A 16,758-nucleotide genomic window follows, 5' to 3' on the forward strand; every position below is an offset into this window, starting at 1 on the left:
CCCGGAGTCGGCGGGCGGGACCGGGAGCGTCCCCCAATGTCCCACCCGGTGCTGGGTGCTCAAAACCGGGCGGGCCACCCGGCGTAACCGGATGGCCGGGCCCGACCCCGCGTCAGTCCAGCAGACGCACCATGTGCAGCTTGGCCACCACCCGCCCGTCCACCAGGACGGCCCGCGGCTCCCGACCCCACACCTCGAACCCGCAGGAGGTGTAGAGCCGCAGCGCCGGTTCGTTGCCCTCCGAGACGGTCAGCAGCACCTGGCGCAGCCGCCCGTCCTCGGCGGCCGCCGCGAGCACCCGCTCGACCAGGGCGCGGCCGATCCCCCGCCCGCCGGCGGCGCGCGCCACCGCCATGCCGTACAGGGTGGCCTTGTGCCGCTCCTGGTCGCGCCGGTGGACCCGCAGTCCGGCGGTGCCGAGCAGGGTGCCGTCGCCGCTGAAGGCGCCGAGCAGGACGCCCGGCCCGTCCTCGGCCTCGGCCAGGCGCTGGAGCGTGGCGGCCGGCGGCTCGGCGCTCTCCTCGGCGTGGCTGGAGGTGAAGGCGCTGGGCGTCTCCCGCAGGGCGGTGAGCCGGAAGGCCCGGTACGGTTCGGCGTCCGCCCGGCCCAGGCGGCGGACGGTCACGGGCTCAGCCGAGACGGACACGGGTGCACCTCGTCACGTACGGCATGGCGATCCGCTCCCGGCCGGCCAGGTCCGGGTGGGTGGCGAGCAGTTGCTCGACGTCGGCCAGCAGGCGGGCGCGCTCGGCCTCGGGCAGGGCGATGACGTAGCTGCGCGAGGCGACCATGTCGATGATCCCGGCGGGGGTGGTGGGGTGCTCCCAGCGGATCTCCAGTCGTTCGGGCGGGCCGAACGGGGCCGGGAGCAGCGGCGCGGTGTCGATCCGCTGGCGGGTGGAGCGGTGCATCAGGGCGCCGAGTTCGGCGGCCCAGGGCTGGGACTCGTCCCGGACGTTCCACACCAGTGCGAGCGTTCCGCCGGGGGCGAGTACCCGGGCGATCTCGGGGACGGCGGCCGCCTGGTCGAACCAGTGCCAGGCCTGGGCGACCACCACCGTGTCCACGCTGCCGTCCGGCAGCGGGATGTGTTCGGCCGAGCCGGCCCGGACGGCCGCCTTGGGTACGGCGGCGGCGAGTCGGGCGCGCATGCCCTCGTCGGGTTCGACCGCGACCACGTCCAGGCCGGCTTCGACCAGCAGCCGGGTCAACTTGCCCGTCCCGGCGCCGAGATCGAGCACCTTGCGGGCCTCGCGCGGCACCGCCGAGCCGATCAGCGCCTGCGGGTAGCCGGGGCGGCCGTGCTGGTAGGAGTCGGCGGCGACGCCGAAGGATCGGGCCTGCAGTCGCCCGGCCCAGCGCCGGGTCGCGCCCTGGCGGGTCATTCCGCAGGCCCGGCCGATCTCCTCCCAGGTCGCCGCCTTTCCGCGCCGCAGTTCCTCGACCAGTCCGGTGCGCCGTTCCTCCAGGGCCGCGATCACCCCTGACAGCCGCCGCAGGCCGTCCAGTCCTCCCCCGTCGGCCACATCGTCCGCCACCCGCTGACCGAGATCGTCCGTGTTCATGGCCCCGCACTGTAGGCACCGGGCATGCGATCCGTCAACATCCATTGCCCTCGAAGGCAACGAGTATTGCGCCACGCCGAACGCAGGCCCGAGGCCCCCCGCACGAGTGACGGCAGACCGCCGCGCGCGACACTTAGCACGAACTCACCACCACGCGCGGCAACTTGGGCCGGAAACCCTTCGCATGAGCGAATCCCGGCCGGGTTGCCGGTGCGGGCGCGCCGAGGCGAGAAGCCTGGTGGCCGGGCGGTGGTCGACCCGGACTGCGACTGGTGTGCGAGATGTCTGCCATGTCCGGCAAGTTGCCACAAGTCGCTTGATAGACAGTATTTTTGAGCTTACGTCAGGATTGTCCTGAACTTGGCTATGCTGCAGCACCACGCCTCCGGAGCCGGTCGTCGCCCGTCCCCGTTCTGTTCCGATCGTTTGAGGATGCCGAATGCTTCGAGCTGGATCGTCACCCACCAGACGGCGCCCCGCGCCTCTGCTCGGCTGGCTGCTGCCCACCGCCGTCACGGCGGCGGCGGTGGCGGCCGCCGCGGTGGTGGTGTCCGTCGGGGCCCGGGCCGAGGTGCTGTGGTGCGGGGCCACCGCCACCGTACTGGTGGCCGTGGTGACCGCCGAGTCCGCCCGCCGGGGCCGGGCCCTCGCCGAACTGCGCGACGAACACACCCGACGGGTCGACGAGTTGCAGCGCAAGCTGGCCGGCCAGGAGGACGAGATCGAGCGGCTGGCCTCGGCCGAGCTACGCAAGGTGGTCGGCGGCGCCCGGTACGGCTCCTCCATCGACGTACTGCTCAAGCCCTTCGAGCGACCGAACCCACTGCTCTCCCGGAAGTTCCGCGGGTCGATGGAGATGGTGGTGCGCGGCATCGCCCAGGCCGTCGACGACGAGGTCAGCCGGCGCGACTCCGCCGAGCGCGCCTTCGTCAACCTGGCCCGCCGGGTCCAGGCGATCATCCACCGCCAGGCCAAGGACCTGCGGGAGATGGAGGACCGGCACGGCAACGACCCGGCAGTCTTCGACGACCTGCTGCGCCTGGACCACGGCAACGCCCTGGTCGGCCGCCTCGCCGACTCCATCGCCGTCCTCTCCGGCGCCCGGCCCGGCCGCCAGTGGACCCGGCCGATCGCGCTCTACAGCGTGCTGCGCGGCGGAATGTCCCGGATCCTGGAGTACCAGCGGGTCGACCTCCACCCGGTGGCCCAGATCTCCGTCACCGGCCCGGCCGTCGAACCGCTGATCCACGCGGTGGCCGAGCTGCTCGACAACGCCACCCGCTACTCCCCGCCGCACACCCACGTCCACCTGAGCGCCTCCGAGGTGCAGAGCGGGATAGCGATCGAGGTCGAGGACGGCGGCCTCGGACTCACCGACGAGGCCCGGGTCCGTGCCGAGCGCTCGATGCGCGAGGCGATGGTCTCCAAGGACTTCGACGACCTCACCGAGTCCCCCCGGCTGGGCTTCGCCATCCTCGGCCGGCTCTGCCAGGCGTACGGCTTCCAGGTGTCGCTGCGCCGCTCCGCGTACGGCGGCGTGCGCGCGGTACTGGTCGTACCGCAGGAGCTGCTCACCACCGCTCCCCCGACCGGGCGGGCGCACGGCATCGGCGCCTTCTCCGGCCCGCGCCCGCTCCCGGCGACCCCGCCCCGGCACGCGGCCCCCTCCCGGCCCTGGGGCGCGCGGAACGCCGCGCCGTCCTCCGGTGTCGGTCCGTCCTACGGCTCGACCAACCCGTGGGGGCCCTCCGGCCCGGGGGCCGGGGACGACGAGGTGATCGTCACCGAGCGGACGGCCAACGGCCTGCCGCAGCGCCGGCGCAGCCGGCCGACCGGGCGGGCCCCCTTCGCCACGCCTCCGCGCACCACCCAGCCCAGCGGCCCCACCGCGGGGCCGGCGGCGGGCCCGGCGGCCCAGGCACCACGCCCGGCCAAGAAGGAGCCCGGCCTGTGGCTGGAGGCGTTCATGGACGGCTACAAGGGCACCGGCGCGTCGGCGGGTCCGGCCGGACAGAGCGGTGCCGAGCAGAGCAGTGCCGGACAGACCAGTGAAGAGACGGCAGGGAAAGGCGAGCAGTGATTCCGCACCGCAGCAACATGGACTGGATCCTCAACGACCTCGCACACAGCGTCCCGTACGTGCGCCACGTCATCGTGCTGTCCGCCGACGGCCTGCGGATCGCCCAGTACGGCGCCGACCCGGACACCGCCGACCGCCTCGCCGCCGCCTGCGCCGGGCTGCAGAGCCTGGCCGCCGCGGTCGGGCACGAGTTCCCGCACGGCAACGGCTCGATGCGGCTGGTCGTCATCGAGGTGGACGGCGGCTACTTCTACCTGATGTCGGCCGGCGACCGCGCCTTCCTCGCGGTGCTCGCCGACGAGGGCGTGGACGCCGGGCTGGTGAGCCACCAGATGCGCGACCTGGTGGACCGGATCGGCGAGCACCTGTCCACGCCGCCGCGCAACCCCGAGGTGGTCGCGTGAAGCGGCCCCCGGCCCGGTACGGCGGTGGGGTGGACACATGAACGAGCGCAGTGAGGCGGTGACATGACGGCCGACCAGGGCGGCTGGGACGGACCCGAGCCCGACCGCCTCTACGTGATCACCCGGGGCCGCAGCGGCCCCTCCGGGCCGGGCGTCTTCGACCTGGTCACCCTGATCGTCTCCCGGGCGGAGCCGACCCCCGCCATGCAGCCCGAGCACGCGGCCATCCTGCGGCTGTGCCGCTCCCCGCTCTCGGTGGCGGAGGTCTCCGCCTACCTCGAACTGCCCACGAGCGTGGTCATCGTCCTGCTGGCGGACCTGCTCGACGACGGGCTGATCGAGGCCCGCGCCGCCGTCCCGGCGGCGGAACTCCCCGACCGTGCCCTGTTGGAGGCGGTGATCCATGGACTTCAGCGGCTCTGACACGGTCGTCGGCCCGGCGAGCGCGGACCTGCTGCCGGACACCGTCACCACGGCGGTCAAGGTGGTGATCGTCGGCGGCTTCGGCGTCGGCAAGACCACCCTGGTCGGCTCGATCAGCGAGATCCGCCCGCTGACCACCGAGGAGACCATGACCCAGGCCGGCGTCGGCGTGGACGACCCGACCGGGGTCGAACGCAAGACCTCGACCACGGTGGCCATGGACTTCGGCCGGATCAGCATCAGCGACAAGCTCGTGCTGTACGTCTTCGGCACCCCCGGGCAGGAGCGGTTCTGGTTCCTCTGGAACGGCCTGTTCGAAGGGGCGCTCGGCGCCGTGGTGCTGGTGGACACCCGCCGGCTGGAGGTCAGCTTCGAGGTGATCGGGCGGCTGGAGGACCGCGGCGTGCCCTTCGTGGTGGCCGTCAACGGCTTCCCGGAGGCGCCGAGTTACCCGCTCGACGAGCTGCGCCAGGCGCTCGACCTGCCGGCCGACGTGCCGATCGTCGCCTGCGACGCGCGCAGCCGCCAGTCCAGTCGGGACACCCTGATGACGCTGATGCGGTACCTGTACGAACTCGCCGCCCCACGCGTGGGCTGACTCCCCCGCTCCCTTCCGTACCTCGTGACCGGAGATCCTGTGACCACCCCGTTCCCCGACGACGCAGCCGCCCCCGTCCCGCCGCCCGGCTGCCCGGCCCACGGCCGGGACATCGAGCCGATCGGCCCCGGCGGCCTGCGGCGCCTGTACGGCCCGGAAGCCGAGGCCGACCCGGCGGGCCTCTACGAGAAGCTGCGCGCCGAGTACGGCGAGGTCGCCCCGGTGCTGCTGCACGGCGACCACCGGGTCTGGCTGATCCTCGGCCACGGCGCCAACATCACCGCGATGCGCACCCCCTCGCTGTTCTCCCGCGACTCCCGGCTCTGGAGCGCCTTCCGCAACGGCGAGGTCCCGGCCGACTCCCCGCTGCTGCCGGTGGTCGCCTGGCAGCCGATCTGCGTGTTCGCGGACGGCGAGGAGCACCGCCGACTGCGCGGCGCCGTCCTGGACGGCCTGAACGGCTTCGACCGACGCGGCGTCCGCCGCCACGTCCGCCGCTTCACCACCGACCTCGTCCAGGTGGTCGGCACCACCGGCCGGGCCGAGCTGATCTCCCAGTTCGCCGAGCACCTGCCGATGCTGGTGATGACCAAGCTGATCGGCATGCCGGACGAGTACGGGCCGCAACTGGTGGACGCCGCGCGGGACCTGATGAAGGGCAGCGAGACGGCGATCGCCAGCAACGAGTACGTGGTGGCGAGCCTGCGCCGAACCATCGCGGTCAAGCGCGACCACCCCGGCGACGACCTGACCAGTCGGCTGCTGGCGCACCCGGCCGGGCTGACCGACGACGAGGTGATGGAACACCTGCGGGTGGTGCTGCTGGCGGCCAACGAGACGACCGTCAACCTGATCGCCGACTCGCTGAAGATGGTGCTCACCGACCCGCGCTTCCGCGCCCACCTGTCCGGCGGTCAGATGACCCTGGGCGAGGCGCTGGACCAGGTGCTCTGGGACTCCCCGCCGATGTCGCTGGTGGCCGGGCGCTGCGCGACCGCCGACACCGAGCTCGGCGGGCAGCAGATCAAGGCCGGGGACTTCCTGCTGCTCGGCCTGGCGGCGGGCAACGTCGACCCGGTGGTCCGGCCCGATCTGGCCACCCCGCTGTACGGCAACCGCTCGCACCTGTCCTTCGGCGCCGGACCGCACGAGTGCCCCGGGCAGGACATCGGACGGCACGTCGCCGAGGCCGGGATCGACATCCTGCTCAGCCTGCTTCCGGATCTCCGACTGGCCGTCCCCGAGGAGGAGTTGACCTGGAGTTCGGCCTGGATCTCCCGCCATCTGACGGCGCTGCCGGTGGAGTTCACCCCGCGTGAGATCGAGCCGGACCCGGAGTCGGTGGCGGAGGCGGAGCGGGCGGCGGAGGAGCGGGCCGCCCGGGCGGAGGAGGAGCTCCAGGCCGCCGAGCGGGCGGCGGCCGCCGCATCGGCTCCGCCGGCGGCGGCCGTTCCGGCGCAGCGACGCAGCTGGTGGGACGCGCTGACGGGCTTCTTCCGACGCTGAACCCGGGCGGGCGGTGGTCACCCTGCCGCCGCCCGCCCGGGTTCAGTCCTCGTCGCCGCTCTCGCCGTCGGTGCGGCGGCGGTGCAGGGTGAAGGTGTCCACCGGGGTGAGGTCCCCGTGCGGGCCCTCGAAGGTGTAGTAGGTGACCCGCATCGTGGTGGTGCCGCCGCGCCGGTCGCCGGGGTCGACCTCGAAGGCGGCGAAGCCGTGGGTGTGGACGCGGTCCTGGTAGGCCGCCCACGGCGCGTCCTCGGTGAGCCAGATCGACTCCCGGTAGGGGGCGCCCGGGGCGGGCTTGTCCTCCAGGCCGACGACCACCCGGCCCTGGGGCCGGTCGAACAGGTCGTCCTGGGTGGTGGCCGCGTTTCCGCCGGCGCCGATGACCATGTGGACGGTGCCCCGGCCGGTGTCGGCGAGGCCGGGGTCGGTGCCGGTGGGCACCGGGGTGCGGGTGTCGTTGGGCAGGGTGCCGCGGACGGGGTGGGAGCGCTCGTAGTAGTGCTCGTGGCCGCTGACCACGAGGTCGACCCCGTAGGCGTCGAACAGCGGCCCCCAGGCCTCGCGCACGCCGAGGTCGCTGCCGGAGCCGTGCTTGGAGCTGGAGATCATCGGGTGGTGCATGCAGACCACGATCCAGTCGATCGCCCGGTTGCTCCTGGCCGTGCGCAACTCCCGCTCGAGCCAGCGCTGTTGGGCGCCGCCCGAGTAGCCGCGCAGATAGGTCTCGCCGGAGTTCTGGATGGCCACATCGTCGTTGGCGAGGCTGATGAAGCGCACCGAGCCGACGGTGAAGGCGTACCACATGCCCCGGGTCTCCTCGTCGCGGTCGGCGGCGGAGTCGGGCAGAGCGAAGAAGGTCTGGTAGCCGAGGGCGCCGATCGAGCCGTTGCCGCTCTCGTTCTCGTGGTTCCCGGCGCAGGGCATCCACGGGCGCAGCCGGGTGGAGCGGCTGTTGTTGATGAACCAGTCGGCCCAGGTGGCGGTGCGGCTCTGGCCGTGGCGGCCGCTGTAGGAGGCGTAGCAGAGGTCCCCGTTGATCAGGTTGAACAGCGGGCCGACGCGTTCGACGGCGGCGACGATGTCGGCGGCGTGCGGGGAGCCGATCTGGCTGCTCGTGTACACCGGGTACTTGCCGAGCGGTGAGGGCATGCCGTCGGGGAAGACGATTTGGCGGCGGAGGTTGGGGGTGGCCTGGTCGCCGAAACTGGTGAAGGTGAAGGGTGCCCGGCCGCGCGGGGCGGTGGTGAAGCTGCCGCTCTCGGGGCTCGCGCCGTCGTGGCCCGCGGTGTACAGGTAGGTGGTGGCCGGGCGCAGTCCGGTGAGCCGGGCGTGGTGGACGTACACCTCGTCCTTGCCGAGGGCGTCGCGGTAGGTGCGGGTCTCGGCCTCGACGACCCGGCCGTGGCCGCCGTCCGGCGAGCCGAGCCGGACCAGCGGGCGGCGGACGGACTGCGGGGTGATCCAGGAGACGGTCATCTCGGCAGAGGGGTCCGTGCCGAACTGCAGGTGCACTCCGCTCACGCTGGGCGCCCCGACCCGGTGCGGGGTGGTCTGCAGCAGGGGGCTCGGTGCCGGATCGTCCGCCGCGGCCGGCTGGGCGGCCGCGCCGCCCGCGACCAGCGCGGCTCCGGCCGCCGACGTGCCCTTGAGGATGGACCTGCGTGCGATCGTCATGGCGCTCCGTCTGCCGTGTGGGGGCTGTGAACCGCAGCACTTTAGCGACATGAGCATGCAAAGGCGATCGATTTTCTGACGGTTGCTCATGTCCTCGCGGCAGTACGGATACGAACACGCCCCGGCCCCGGCGGCCGGGGCTCCGCCGGGGCCGGGACGGGCCCATGGGTCGGGGAATCAGGGATCGGGGATCAGGGGCACTGCTTCCAGGCGAGGTGGTAGACGGTGTTGATGCTGCCGTCCGTCGAGTCCATCGTCATGAAGCTGGTGGTGTGCGCCGGGTCCGAGGTGCCGGCGCCGACGCGCAGTTCGGTGTTGACGTTGAAGTTGCGCTCCTCTCCGCAGGGGGCGAAGACCAGGGCGGCGACGTCGACGGTGTCGGTCACCTGCCAGTTGTCGTCCGTCGGACCGTCGAAGCGGTGGCTCCGGTAGGTGGTCCCGGGATCGCCCTGGAAGTAGTAGCCGGCCCGCTGGATGCCGGTCGCCCCCGCCTCCAGGTGGGCGAAGCCGCGGTAGTCGGCGGAGGCGATCGCGTAGGTGAAGCCCTGGGGGACGTGCACGCGCAGGTCGAGCTGACAGTTCCTCCGGAAGTCGGTCGGCTTCGAGCCCACTCCCACCTGGGCGAGGTAGCTGCTGTACGTCACGGTGAAGGCGGTGTTGTCCGGCGACACGGCCACCGCGGCCGTCCCCGCCGGGCAGCCGGAGCCGTTGACCGTCGCGACGTCGATGACGATCCGGTCCGGCGGGGTCGGGAGCGAGTCGCCGCCGAAGGTCGACGTGCCGACCAGCGTGGCGGAGACCGCGGTCGCGACGGCCAGTGTGCGGAGCAGCATGGGCTTCCCCTTCGATCGTCCACGGAGCCGGGGACGGCGTGGCGCCGGTTCGGGCTGCACGCGCGACCCCGTTGGAATTGACGTGGATATGTCAGCACATCGAGCGCACCGTGTACAGGGGGTGACGCATGGTCACCGAATCCTCGGGGGTGCGACGACAGCGAACACCCCGACGACCTGCCGGTGTGCCGGACGCCGAGGCGACCCGATTCGCGGCCGAAGATCACCAAACGCTAGGCTCCGTCCGCAACACGACGCGAAGGGGAGCTTCAGTTGGCGCGGGTTGCGGTGGTCGGCGGGGGTATCGGCGGGCTGGGAACGGCGCTCATGCTCGGTCGGCGGGGCCATACGGTCACGCTGTTCGAACAGGACGCACGGCAGGTCGGAGACGATCCGGACCAGGACTTCTACGACTGGAAAAGACCCCGGGTCCCGCAGGCCGTCCAGCCCCACTCGTTCCTCGCCCCCGTGCGCACCGTGCTGCACACCGAGGCCCCGGAGGTCTACGCGGACCTGCTGGCCCGCGGAGCCCGGGAGTACCACGACTTCGACTGGTTCGGTGAGCATCCGCCACACCGGGACGGCGACGACGAACTCGTCACCCTGCGCACCCGACGCATCGTCCTGGAGGCCGCCCTGACCGCGGCCGTACGGCGGGAACCCGCCGTCGAGGTGCGGCGAGGCGTCCGGGTGAGCGGTCTGGTCATCGAGGAGGGCGGCCCCGCCCGGGTCACCGGGGTGCGGGTGGGCGGGGAGACGCAGCTCGCGGACCTCGTCGTCGACGCCGCCGGCCGCCGCTCGCCGGTTCCCGGCTGGCTGGTCGCGGCCGGCTGCCGACCGGCCGTGGTCGACAGCCACCGCACCGGGATCGCCTACCTGAGCCGCTGGTACCGGCTGCGGGCCGACGGCCCGCGCGACCCGGGCCAGGTGCAGAACGGCTCGGCCGCGGCCTTCGCGCTCGCCGGGATCTTCCCGTCCGACAACGACACCTTCGCGGTGAACGTGGTGCTCTCCACGGGCGACCCGACCCGCGGCGCGCTCACCGACCCCGACGTGTTCGAGGCCGTCGCCCGCCGCTTCCCCGCCTGCGCCGCCTGGCTCGACCTGGACCCGGAACCGCGGTCCGCCGTCCTGGCGATGGCCGGCCTGGAGAACCGCTGGACCTCCCTCGTCGACGGGGACGGACCCGTCGTCGCCGGTCTGGTCAACGTCGGGGACAGCCTCATGCACACCAACCCCACCCTGGGCCACGGCGCGGCGCTCGCCCTGCGCACCGCCCAGTACCTCGGCGCCCACGCCGACGAGGTCGCCGCGGACCCGACCGGTTACCACGCCTGGACCGCCGAGCACCTCCGCCCGCTGTTCGACGCGCAGGTGGCGGCCGACCGCGCCACCGAGCGACGCCTCACCGAGGACGCACCGCCCCCCGACCGACGGGCCGCCGCCACGGCCGCCTGCGCCTTCGAGGACCCCGTCGTCATGCGGGCCCGGGCCCAGGTCCGCCACCTCGTGCGATCGGCCGAGGAGGCCTATGGCTCCGAGGAGGTGGACCGGCACGTCACCGCCTGGCTGGACGCCCGTCCGGACTTCTCGCCGCAGCTCGACGGGCCGACCCGGGACCAGTGGGACGCGCTCATCCCGGCCTGAGCGGTAGGGCGTGTCCTGCGTGTCCCGCAGGACACGCCCGGACCGGGCACCCCAGGGTGTCCCGGTCGGGAGCACGGCGGCGGGGCTCCCCGGGTGACCTGCGGGCGTGGGGGCGGCGGTCCGGACGACGGGGGCCCGCATAGTCGGATGGTTGGTCATACCGTCCGATCTTGAGATGAGCCGACGATGTCCCTGCCCCGCCGGCGGACCGCCGCCACGGCCCTCACCCTGCTGCTCGCCCTCCCGGGCTGCGGCGCCCCGCAGTCACCCGAGCCGCCCGCCCCCACCACGGACGGCGCCACCCCCACCCCGACCGGGCCGAAGGCGTTCACCTTGGTGGCCACCGGCGACGTGCTGCCGCACACCGAGATCATCCAGCAGGCCAAGGAGGACGCCGGCGGCGACGGCTACGACTTCACCGCCATGCTGGCCGGCGTCAAACCGCTGATCAGCGGCGCGGACCTGGCGATCTGCCACATGGAGACGGTCTACGGCGCCAACGGCGGCCCGTACACCGGGTACCCCTCGTTCAAGTCCCCGCCGCAGGTGGCCAAGGCGCTCAAGGACGCCGGGTACCGCTCCTGCGACACCGCGTCCAACCACACCCTGGACGACGGCCCGGCCGGCATCCGCCGCACGCTGGACGCCATGGACGCCGTCGGCCTCGCCCACACCGGCTCCGCCCGTACCGCCGAGGAGGCCGGACGGCCGGCGCTGCTGCGCACGGGCGGCGCGACGGTGGCCCAACTCGCCTACACCTACGGCACCAACGGCATCCCGCTGCCCAAGGACCAGCCCTGGGCCGTCAACCTGATCGACCGGGACCGGATCCTGGCCGACGCCCGCGCCGCCCGGGCGAACGGCGCGGACCTGGTGGTGGTCAGCATCCACTGGGGCACCGAGTGGCAGGACACCCCGAACGACCAGCAGCTCACCCTGGCCCGCGAGCTGTCCGCCGCCGGGCAGGGCGCGGGCCGCCCCGACATCGACCTGATCCTCGGCACCCACGCCCACATCCCGCAGGCCTACGAGAAGATCAACGACACCTGGACGGTCTACGGCCTCGGCGACCAGCTCGCCGGGCACATGTTCACCTACGACGGCGCCGAGGACCCGCGCGGCAACTGGAGCTCCATCGCCCGCTTCACCGTCAGCCCGCCGGCCGGACCCGGGCAGCGCTGGACGGTGGGCCGGGCCGAGTTCGTCCCGCAGATCACCGACCTCGGCCCGCCCTACCGGGTACTCGACCTGCGCGAGGCCGTCCGCCGCAACCCCGGCCGCGCCGACTGGGCCCGCGCGCTGGAGCACATCCGTACGGTGGTGCTCAGCCGCGGCGCCGGGTCGGCGGGGCTCGCCATGGCGCCGTCCCCCCAGCCGTAACAGCCGCCCTCTCCGGCCCTGACGGCCGTGGCGGCTCCGGACCGGCCTACGGCTTGCGGGCCAGCCCGCCGTACACCGAGACCTCGTCGGCGGCCACGGTCGAGGGCTCGCCCAGCTCCGGGTGCCACTCGTGGATCAGGACCACGCCCGGGTCGTCCAGTTCCAGCCCGGCGAAGAATCGTTCCACCCCGGCGCGCGAGCGCACATGGACCTCTATCCCGGCCTCCGCGTAGCGGCGGGAGCCGACCGCGACCTGGTCCGGCGCGTTGTCGGCGGTGCCGGCGGTCAGCGCGAGGAAGCTGCCGGCGGGCAGGGCGTCCAGCAGCCGGCGGACGGGCGGGTGCGCGGCCTCGTCGGAGAGGAAGTGCACGATGTTGATCAGCGTCAGCGCGACCGGCTCGCCCAGGTCAAGGGTGGCGGCCACCCCCGGGTCGGCCAGGAACTTCTCCGGGTCCCGCAGGTCGCCCTCGACGTAGGCGGTGCGGCCCTCCGGGGTGCTGGTGAGCAGCGCCCGCGAGTGGGCCAGCACGATCGGGTCGTTGTCCACGTAGACCACCCGGCAGGACGGGTCGACCGCCTGGACGATCTCGTGCAGGTTGGGCGCGGTGGGGATGCCGGTGCCGACGTCCAGGAACTGGCGCACGCCGTGCTCACCGGCCAGCCGGCGGACCATCCGGTGCATCACGGCGCGGGCCGCGGCCGCGCCGTCGCGGGCGCCGGGCAGGTCGGCGAGCAGCCGGTCGGCGACCTCGCGGTCCGCCGGGAAGTTGGTCTTGCCGCCGAGCAGGTAGTCGTAGACTCGGGCCGAGTGCGCCCGGTCCGTCCGCAGGTCGACCTGCGGCGGCTGGTCGAACTCGGCCTCCGTCAGCCAGCTGTCCGGTTCGTAGCTGTCCACTGTGCCCCCCGTTCGGCGTTGGTCCGGTCCACTCAACCACACGACGTGATCGTCCGTCAGGCGGTTCCCGGTGCGCGCCGAACATCCGCGTCCGCCCCCCTCACGGCGGAGGCGAACGAGGGCACCCGCATGGCCGTCAGCAGGGCCAACGCCGGTCCCGCCGTGCAGACCGTGACGTAGCCGGGGATCACTCCGAGCCCGTTGTGATGGCCCAGCCACTCGGCGAGCAGCGGGAAGGTGCCGCCGAACGCGGCGATGGTGGCCGCGTTGACGACGCCGAGTCCGACCGCCCTGACCTCGGTCGGGAACAGCAGGCCGGTGAAGACGTTGAGCGTGCCGAGCACCGTCGCCACCAGCATCCCCAGCAGCACGGCCACGACCTGGAACGGCAGCCAGCCCGCGCGCAGCCCGGCCAGCAGGATCCCGACCAGCGGGATCGGCAGCCCGAAGCCGAGCCGGGCGACCGGCAGCAGGCCGAAGCGGTCGGCGGCCGCGCCGGTGAGCAGCATGGTGACCAGCACCACGCCCAGCACCACGGTCATGAAGGAGGCCGCCTGCTCCTTGTCGATCACGTGGTAGGCGGCGGCGTACTGCGGCAGGTAGACCAGGGCGAAGTAGTAACCGACCGTGCCGCCGAGGGTGTTGAGGAAGACGGTGAGCACCGCCCAGCGGTGCTCACCGAGCATCCGCAGGAACGGCGGGCGCCCGTCCACCTCGGCCCGCGCGCGGGCGCGGTGGAATTCGGCGCTCTCCGGCGCCGCCCGCCGCACCCACACCGCGCCCAGGCCGAGCAGTGCGGCGACCACGAAGCCCCAGCGCCAACCACCGTGCTCCAGACCGGACTTGCCGATGGTGTGGATCAGCAGGGTGAGCACGCCGAAGGATAGCAGCGAGCCGAGGATGATCCCGCCGTAGGACACCGAGCTGAACGCGAAGCGGTGCCGCGGCGGGGCGGTCTCGGTGACGTACGCGGCGACGCTGGGCGCCTCTCCCCCGAACGCGAGCCCCTGCACCACCCGCGCGGCGACCGCCAGCACCGCCGCCCAGGCGCCGATCGACCGCTGCCCGGGCAGCAGGGCGATGCCCAGGCTCGCGGCGGCGATCACCACCATGCCGAGGCTGAGCGCGAACCGCCGTCCCCGGGTGTCGCTGAGCCGCCCGATCAGGTACGAGCCGACCGGCCGGGCCCCGAAGCCCACCGCGAAGGTGGCGTACGCGCCGAGGACCCCGCTGACGCCGCCCTTGCCGTGGCCGAAGAGGTCCGCGGCGAAGTACGGCGCGAGCACGGCGTAGATGTTCCAGTCGAAGGACTCGACCACGGACCCCACCGTCGCCGCCGCCAACTCCCGTCGTCGGCTCCCGGCTTGTGCCGCGTCACGGGCGGGAGCGGTTTCGATGCGATCTGCCATGGCGCCAGCATGGCACCGTTCGACGGGCGGCGGAATCGGGTGCGGCGGGCTCGTTCGGGCGGGTGCCGGGCGGGCCCTGGCCGGGTGTTCGAGGTGGGCCCCGGCCGGGCCTTCGGGCGGGGCCCGGACGGGCGTTCGGGCGGGTACGGAATCACGGTCGCCGCCGCAGCGCCGGCGCGGTGGTCGCGATCCCGGCCGCTGAACCCGGCGCCTGAACCCGGCCGCTGACCGCGAGGGCCGGGAGTCCGGGGCGGTCAGCGGCCAGGGTGGTGGACGAAGCGGTAGGTGTCGCGGTCGAGTTCGGTGACCTGTACGCCGATCGCGGCCGGTACGGTGATGCCGGCCTGCAGAACGGCGAGAACCCGGGCGGTCAGTTCGGCGCGCTGCTCGGTGGTGCGGCCGGCCAGGATCTTGACCTCGACCAGGACCACGGCCTCGTCGCTCGTGCCGTCACCGACCGTGTGGCCCCCGGTGGGGCGGAAGACGGTTTTGCACTCGGCCACCGTGGTGTCGATCACCCCGGCGATCGCCTGGTGCAAATGCGCGGCCAGGCCCGCCTGGTCGAGGGCGAGTTCGGCCGAGTGGTCGACCAGGATCTGCGGCACGGGTTTCCTCCCGGGGAGTGCGGCCGGGCTCCGCCGACCCTACCCTGCCCGGCCGCCGGGCCCGGGAGCGGCAGCGGGCCCCGGCCGAGCAGACCGGGATCCTGGTGACGTAACAGCCGCGTCAGCAGCCGAAGTCGATCTGACGGAAGGTCGCGTAGTGGTCGCCGGTGTAGTAGTCCTCGCGGTAGCGCTGGCCGGTGACGATCCGGCGGGCACCACGGGTGGGCGCACCGGGGGTCACCACCGTGTACTCGTGGTAGTAGCCGGAGCGCTGGGACGGCAGCACGTGCTCCTTGTTCTTGAACACCACGCCGTCCTGGCGGTACGGGAACGGCCCGCCCTTGGCGATCAGGTTGAGCGTGGTCCGGGCCTGGGAGGGCAGGGCGGACAGGCACACCTTGCCGCTCACCGCGGCGTGCGCCTCGGTGGCGACGGCGACGGGCGCGAGGGTGACCAGGGCGACGGTGGCGGTGGCGGCAGCACGCTTCCACGCGCGTAGAGTTCGGGTCATGCCACCCAGGACGGCGAGCCCCGGGGCCCTCCGGAAGCCCCGTTCAGAGTCTTCATCTCCAGTCAACTCGTGGTACCCATTGCGGACTTGAGCAGGTCAGCGAACCACTCTCAGCCACCGTCGTAGTCGGTGGCGGCCAGCACCGCCAGCCGACGGCGCCCGGCATCGAGTACGGCGAAGCCGAGGTCCATGTCGTCCCCGTTGAACCACTCGCCGCCCGCCGTGAAGCCGTACCAGGCGCAGTCCGCCGCCCGCCGCGCCACCTCCGCCGCCGAGGCGTCCGGCCCCGCGCCCGCCAGGGCCGCGAGCGAGCGCCAGGCCGCCAGCCGACCGTAGGCGCCGTACCACCAGCCGGCCTCGCCGCCGCCCCCGGTCGAGGCGGCGCCGAAGAGCTGGCGCCAGGCCTCCGCGGCCGTGGTCGGGACGACCACCGGGTCCTCGACACAGTCCAACGGCAGCGCGGCGAGCGTCCCGGGGAGGGCCTCGGGCGCGACCGGACCGTCGGCGTCGAACACCGCCGCCTCGACCCGCCCGTTGTGCCGCCGGGCCCAGCGCTCCACCGCGGCGGTCAGCCCCGGCTCCTCCTCCCCCACCTCGACCGGGACACCGGCGCGGCCGCCGAGCGGGGCACCTTTCGGCAGCCCGTACGGCCGACCGTAGCTGACCCCGCCGCGCCAGTAGTGCGGCAAGCCGGGCGTGCCCTCCAGCGGGTCGAGTGCCCAGGGCAGCCAGGCCAGCGGGTGCTCCGCCCAGTACGGCGAGGCCTCCGCCCAGGCCCGCGCCTCGGGCAGCTTCGCGACCGGCGCGCCGCGCAGCACCAGCTCGTGCAGCAGGCAGGCCCGCAGCTCCTCCGGTGCGGTCGCGTCATCGGGGGCGGCCTCGAACACCCCGGCCAGCGCGGACGGCCGCTGATGCTCGGCCAGCACGGCGGCGGCCCGGCGCACCGGGCGCCCGCTGCGTGAGCGGGTAGCCAGCCCCAGCCCGAGCGCGCGCTCGACGTGCACGCGCCCGGGCCGGGTGACCACGTCCCAGAGGATCCGGTCGAAGAGGTACCGGTGCTCGGCGCCGGCCCGTCCGGAGCCGAAGCGGGCGTTCAGCGCGGCGCCGAACTCCGCGAGGTACGCCGTGTCGCCGCCCGCCAGGTGCGCATCGAGGAGCCGGCACACCTCGCCCACCTCGTACGACCCGGCCAGGCCGGCCACCAGTTGCTCGATCGTCTTCGCCACGG

Annotated in this window: 16 protein-coding genes; 7 read left to right on the forward strand and 9 right to left on the reverse strand. The window is 73.6% G+C overall.

Going from position 1 to position 16,758, the window contains the following annotated elements:
- Window positions 1-112: 112 nt before the first annotated feature.
- Both ACIRYZ_RS26920 and ACIRYZ_RS26925 read right to left on the reverse strand, forming a co-directional pair.
- The gene (locus tag ACIRYZ_RS26920) at window positions 113-646 is read right to left on the reverse strand and encodes a GNAT family N-acetyltransferase (protein WP_402948688.1); all 534 of its coding nucleotides are present in this window, start codon (window positions 644-646) and stop codon (window positions 113-115) included.
- Window positions 630-1,565, reverse strand: coding sequence for a class I SAM-dependent methyltransferase (locus ACIRYZ_RS26925; RefSeq protein ID WP_402948690.1), 936 nt, complete (start codon window positions 1,563-1,565; stop codon window positions 630-632). Before ACIRYZ_RS26925 ends, ACIRYZ_RS26920 begins: the two co-directional genes overlap by 17 nt.
- Before the next feature lie 439 nt (window positions 1,566-2,004).
- Between ACIRYZ_RS26925 and ACIRYZ_RS26930 the strand changes: the two genes are divergently transcribed.
- The 5 genes from ACIRYZ_RS26930 (at window position 2,005) to ACIRYZ_RS26950 (ending at window position 6,576) form a co-directional block, all read left to right on the forward strand.
- The gene (locus tag ACIRYZ_RS26930) at window positions 2,005-3,645 is read left to right on the forward strand and encodes an ATP-binding protein (RefSeq protein WP_402948693.1); all 1,641 of its coding nucleotides are present in this window, start codon (window positions 2,005-2,007) and stop codon (window positions 3,643-3,645) included.
- Window positions 3,646-3,662: 17 nt separating this feature from the next.
- Entirely contained in the window at window positions 3,663-4,049 is a 387-nt protein-coding gene (locus ACIRYZ_RS26935) for a roadblock/LC7 domain-containing protein (protein WP_393029226.1), read from the forward strand.
- 63 nt (window positions 4,050-4,112) lie between these two features.
- The gene (locus tag ACIRYZ_RS26940) at window positions 4,113-4,472 is read left to right on the forward strand and encodes a DUF742 domain-containing protein (protein WP_380616703.1); all 360 of its coding nucleotides are present in this window, start codon (window positions 4,113-4,115) and stop codon (window positions 4,470-4,472) included.
- Window positions 4,453-5,070 (forward strand): GTP-binding protein, encoded by a 618-nt coding sequence (locus ACIRYZ_RS26945; protein WP_402948697.1) that lies wholly within the window; start codon window positions 4,453-4,455, stop codon window positions 5,068-5,070. Before ACIRYZ_RS26940 ends, ACIRYZ_RS26945 begins: the two co-directional genes overlap by 20 nt.
- 39 nt (window positions 5,071-5,109) lie before the next feature.
- Complete coding sequence (locus tag ACIRYZ_RS26950) at window positions 5,110-6,576, forward strand: cytochrome P450 (RefSeq protein WP_402948702.1); 1,467 nt, start codon at window positions 5,110-5,112, stop codon at window positions 6,574-6,576.
- A gap of 42 nt (window positions 6,577-6,618) precedes the next feature.
- Here ACIRYZ_RS26950 and ACIRYZ_RS26955 read toward each other — a convergent pair whose 3' ends face one another.
- Both ACIRYZ_RS26955 and ACIRYZ_RS26960 read right to left on the reverse strand, forming a co-directional pair.
- Window positions 6,619-8,250 carry a purple acid phosphatase family protein gene (locus ACIRYZ_RS26955; protein WP_402948705.1) on the reverse strand — a complete coding sequence of 544 codons (1,632 nt, stop codon included), beginning with the start codon at window positions 8,248-8,250 and terminating at the stop codon, window positions 6,619-6,621.
- Window positions 8,251-8,441: 191 nt separating this feature from the next.
- The gene (locus ACIRYZ_RS26960; protein ID WP_393029239.1) at window positions 8,442-9,083 is read right to left on the reverse strand and encodes a DUF4360 domain-containing protein; all 642 of its coding nucleotides are present in this window, start codon (window positions 9,081-9,083) and stop codon (window positions 8,442-8,444) included.
- Between the two features lie 273 nt (window positions 9,084-9,356).
- Here ACIRYZ_RS26960 and ACIRYZ_RS26965 point away from each other — a divergent pair, with 273 nt between their 5' ends.
- Together ACIRYZ_RS26965 and ACIRYZ_RS26970 are read left to right on the forward strand one after the other, a co-directional pair.
- Window positions 9,357-10,730, forward strand: coding sequence for an NAD(P)/FAD-dependent oxidoreductase (locus tag ACIRYZ_RS26965; protein ID WP_402948709.1), 1,374 nt, complete (start codon window positions 9,357-9,359; stop codon window positions 10,728-10,730).
- 186 nt (window positions 10,731-10,916) lie between these two features.
- Window positions 10,917-12,110, forward strand: a complete 1,194-nt coding sequence (locus tag ACIRYZ_RS26970) for a CapA family protein (protein ID WP_402948711.1) — start codon at window positions 10,917-10,919, stop codon at window positions 12,108-12,110.
- Between the two features lie 46 nt (window positions 12,111-12,156).
- On the opposite strand, the gene ACIRYZ_RS26975 is transcribed toward ACIRYZ_RS26970, so the two are convergent.
- From ACIRYZ_RS26975 to ACIRYZ_RS26995, 5 genes are all read right to left on the reverse strand, one after another.
- Window positions 12,157-13,005: an SAM-dependent methyltransferase gene (locus ACIRYZ_RS26975; protein ID WP_402948714.1), complete on the reverse strand. Its 849-nt coding sequence runs from the start codon at window positions 13,003-13,005 to the stop codon at window positions 12,157-12,159.
- Window positions 13,006-13,061: 56 nt separating this feature from the next.
- Window positions 13,062-14,414: an MFS transporter gene (locus tag ACIRYZ_RS26980; protein WP_402948717.1), complete on the reverse strand. Its 1,353-nt coding sequence runs from the start codon at window positions 14,412-14,414 to the stop codon at window positions 13,062-13,064.
- Window positions 14,415-14,668: 254 nt separating this feature from the next.
- Window positions 14,669-15,019: a 5-carboxymethyl-2-hydroxymuconate Delta-isomerase gene (locus tag ACIRYZ_RS26985; RefSeq protein WP_402948720.1), complete on the reverse strand. Its 351-nt coding sequence runs from the start codon at window positions 15,017-15,019 to the stop codon at window positions 14,669-14,671.
- A 121-nt stretch (window positions 15,020-15,140) separates the two neighbouring features.
- Window positions 15,141-15,530: a ribonuclease domain-containing protein gene (locus tag ACIRYZ_RS26990; RefSeq protein ID WP_402948722.1), complete on the reverse strand. Its 390-nt coding sequence runs from the start codon at window positions 15,528-15,530 to the stop codon at window positions 15,141-15,143.
- A gap of 110 nt (window positions 15,531-15,640) precedes the next feature.
- Window positions 15,641-16,756: a DUF6183 family protein gene (locus ACIRYZ_RS26995; protein ID WP_402948725.1), complete on the reverse strand. Its 1,116-nt coding sequence runs from the start codon at window positions 16,754-16,756 to the stop codon at window positions 15,641-15,643.
- Between the last annotated feature and the right edge of the window lie 2 nt (window positions 16,757-16,758).

It is taken from the genome of Kitasatospora sp. NPDC101155, assembly GCF_044768305.1.
Lineage (GTDB): Bacteria > Actinomycetota > Actinomycetes > Streptomycetales > Streptomycetaceae > Kitasatospora.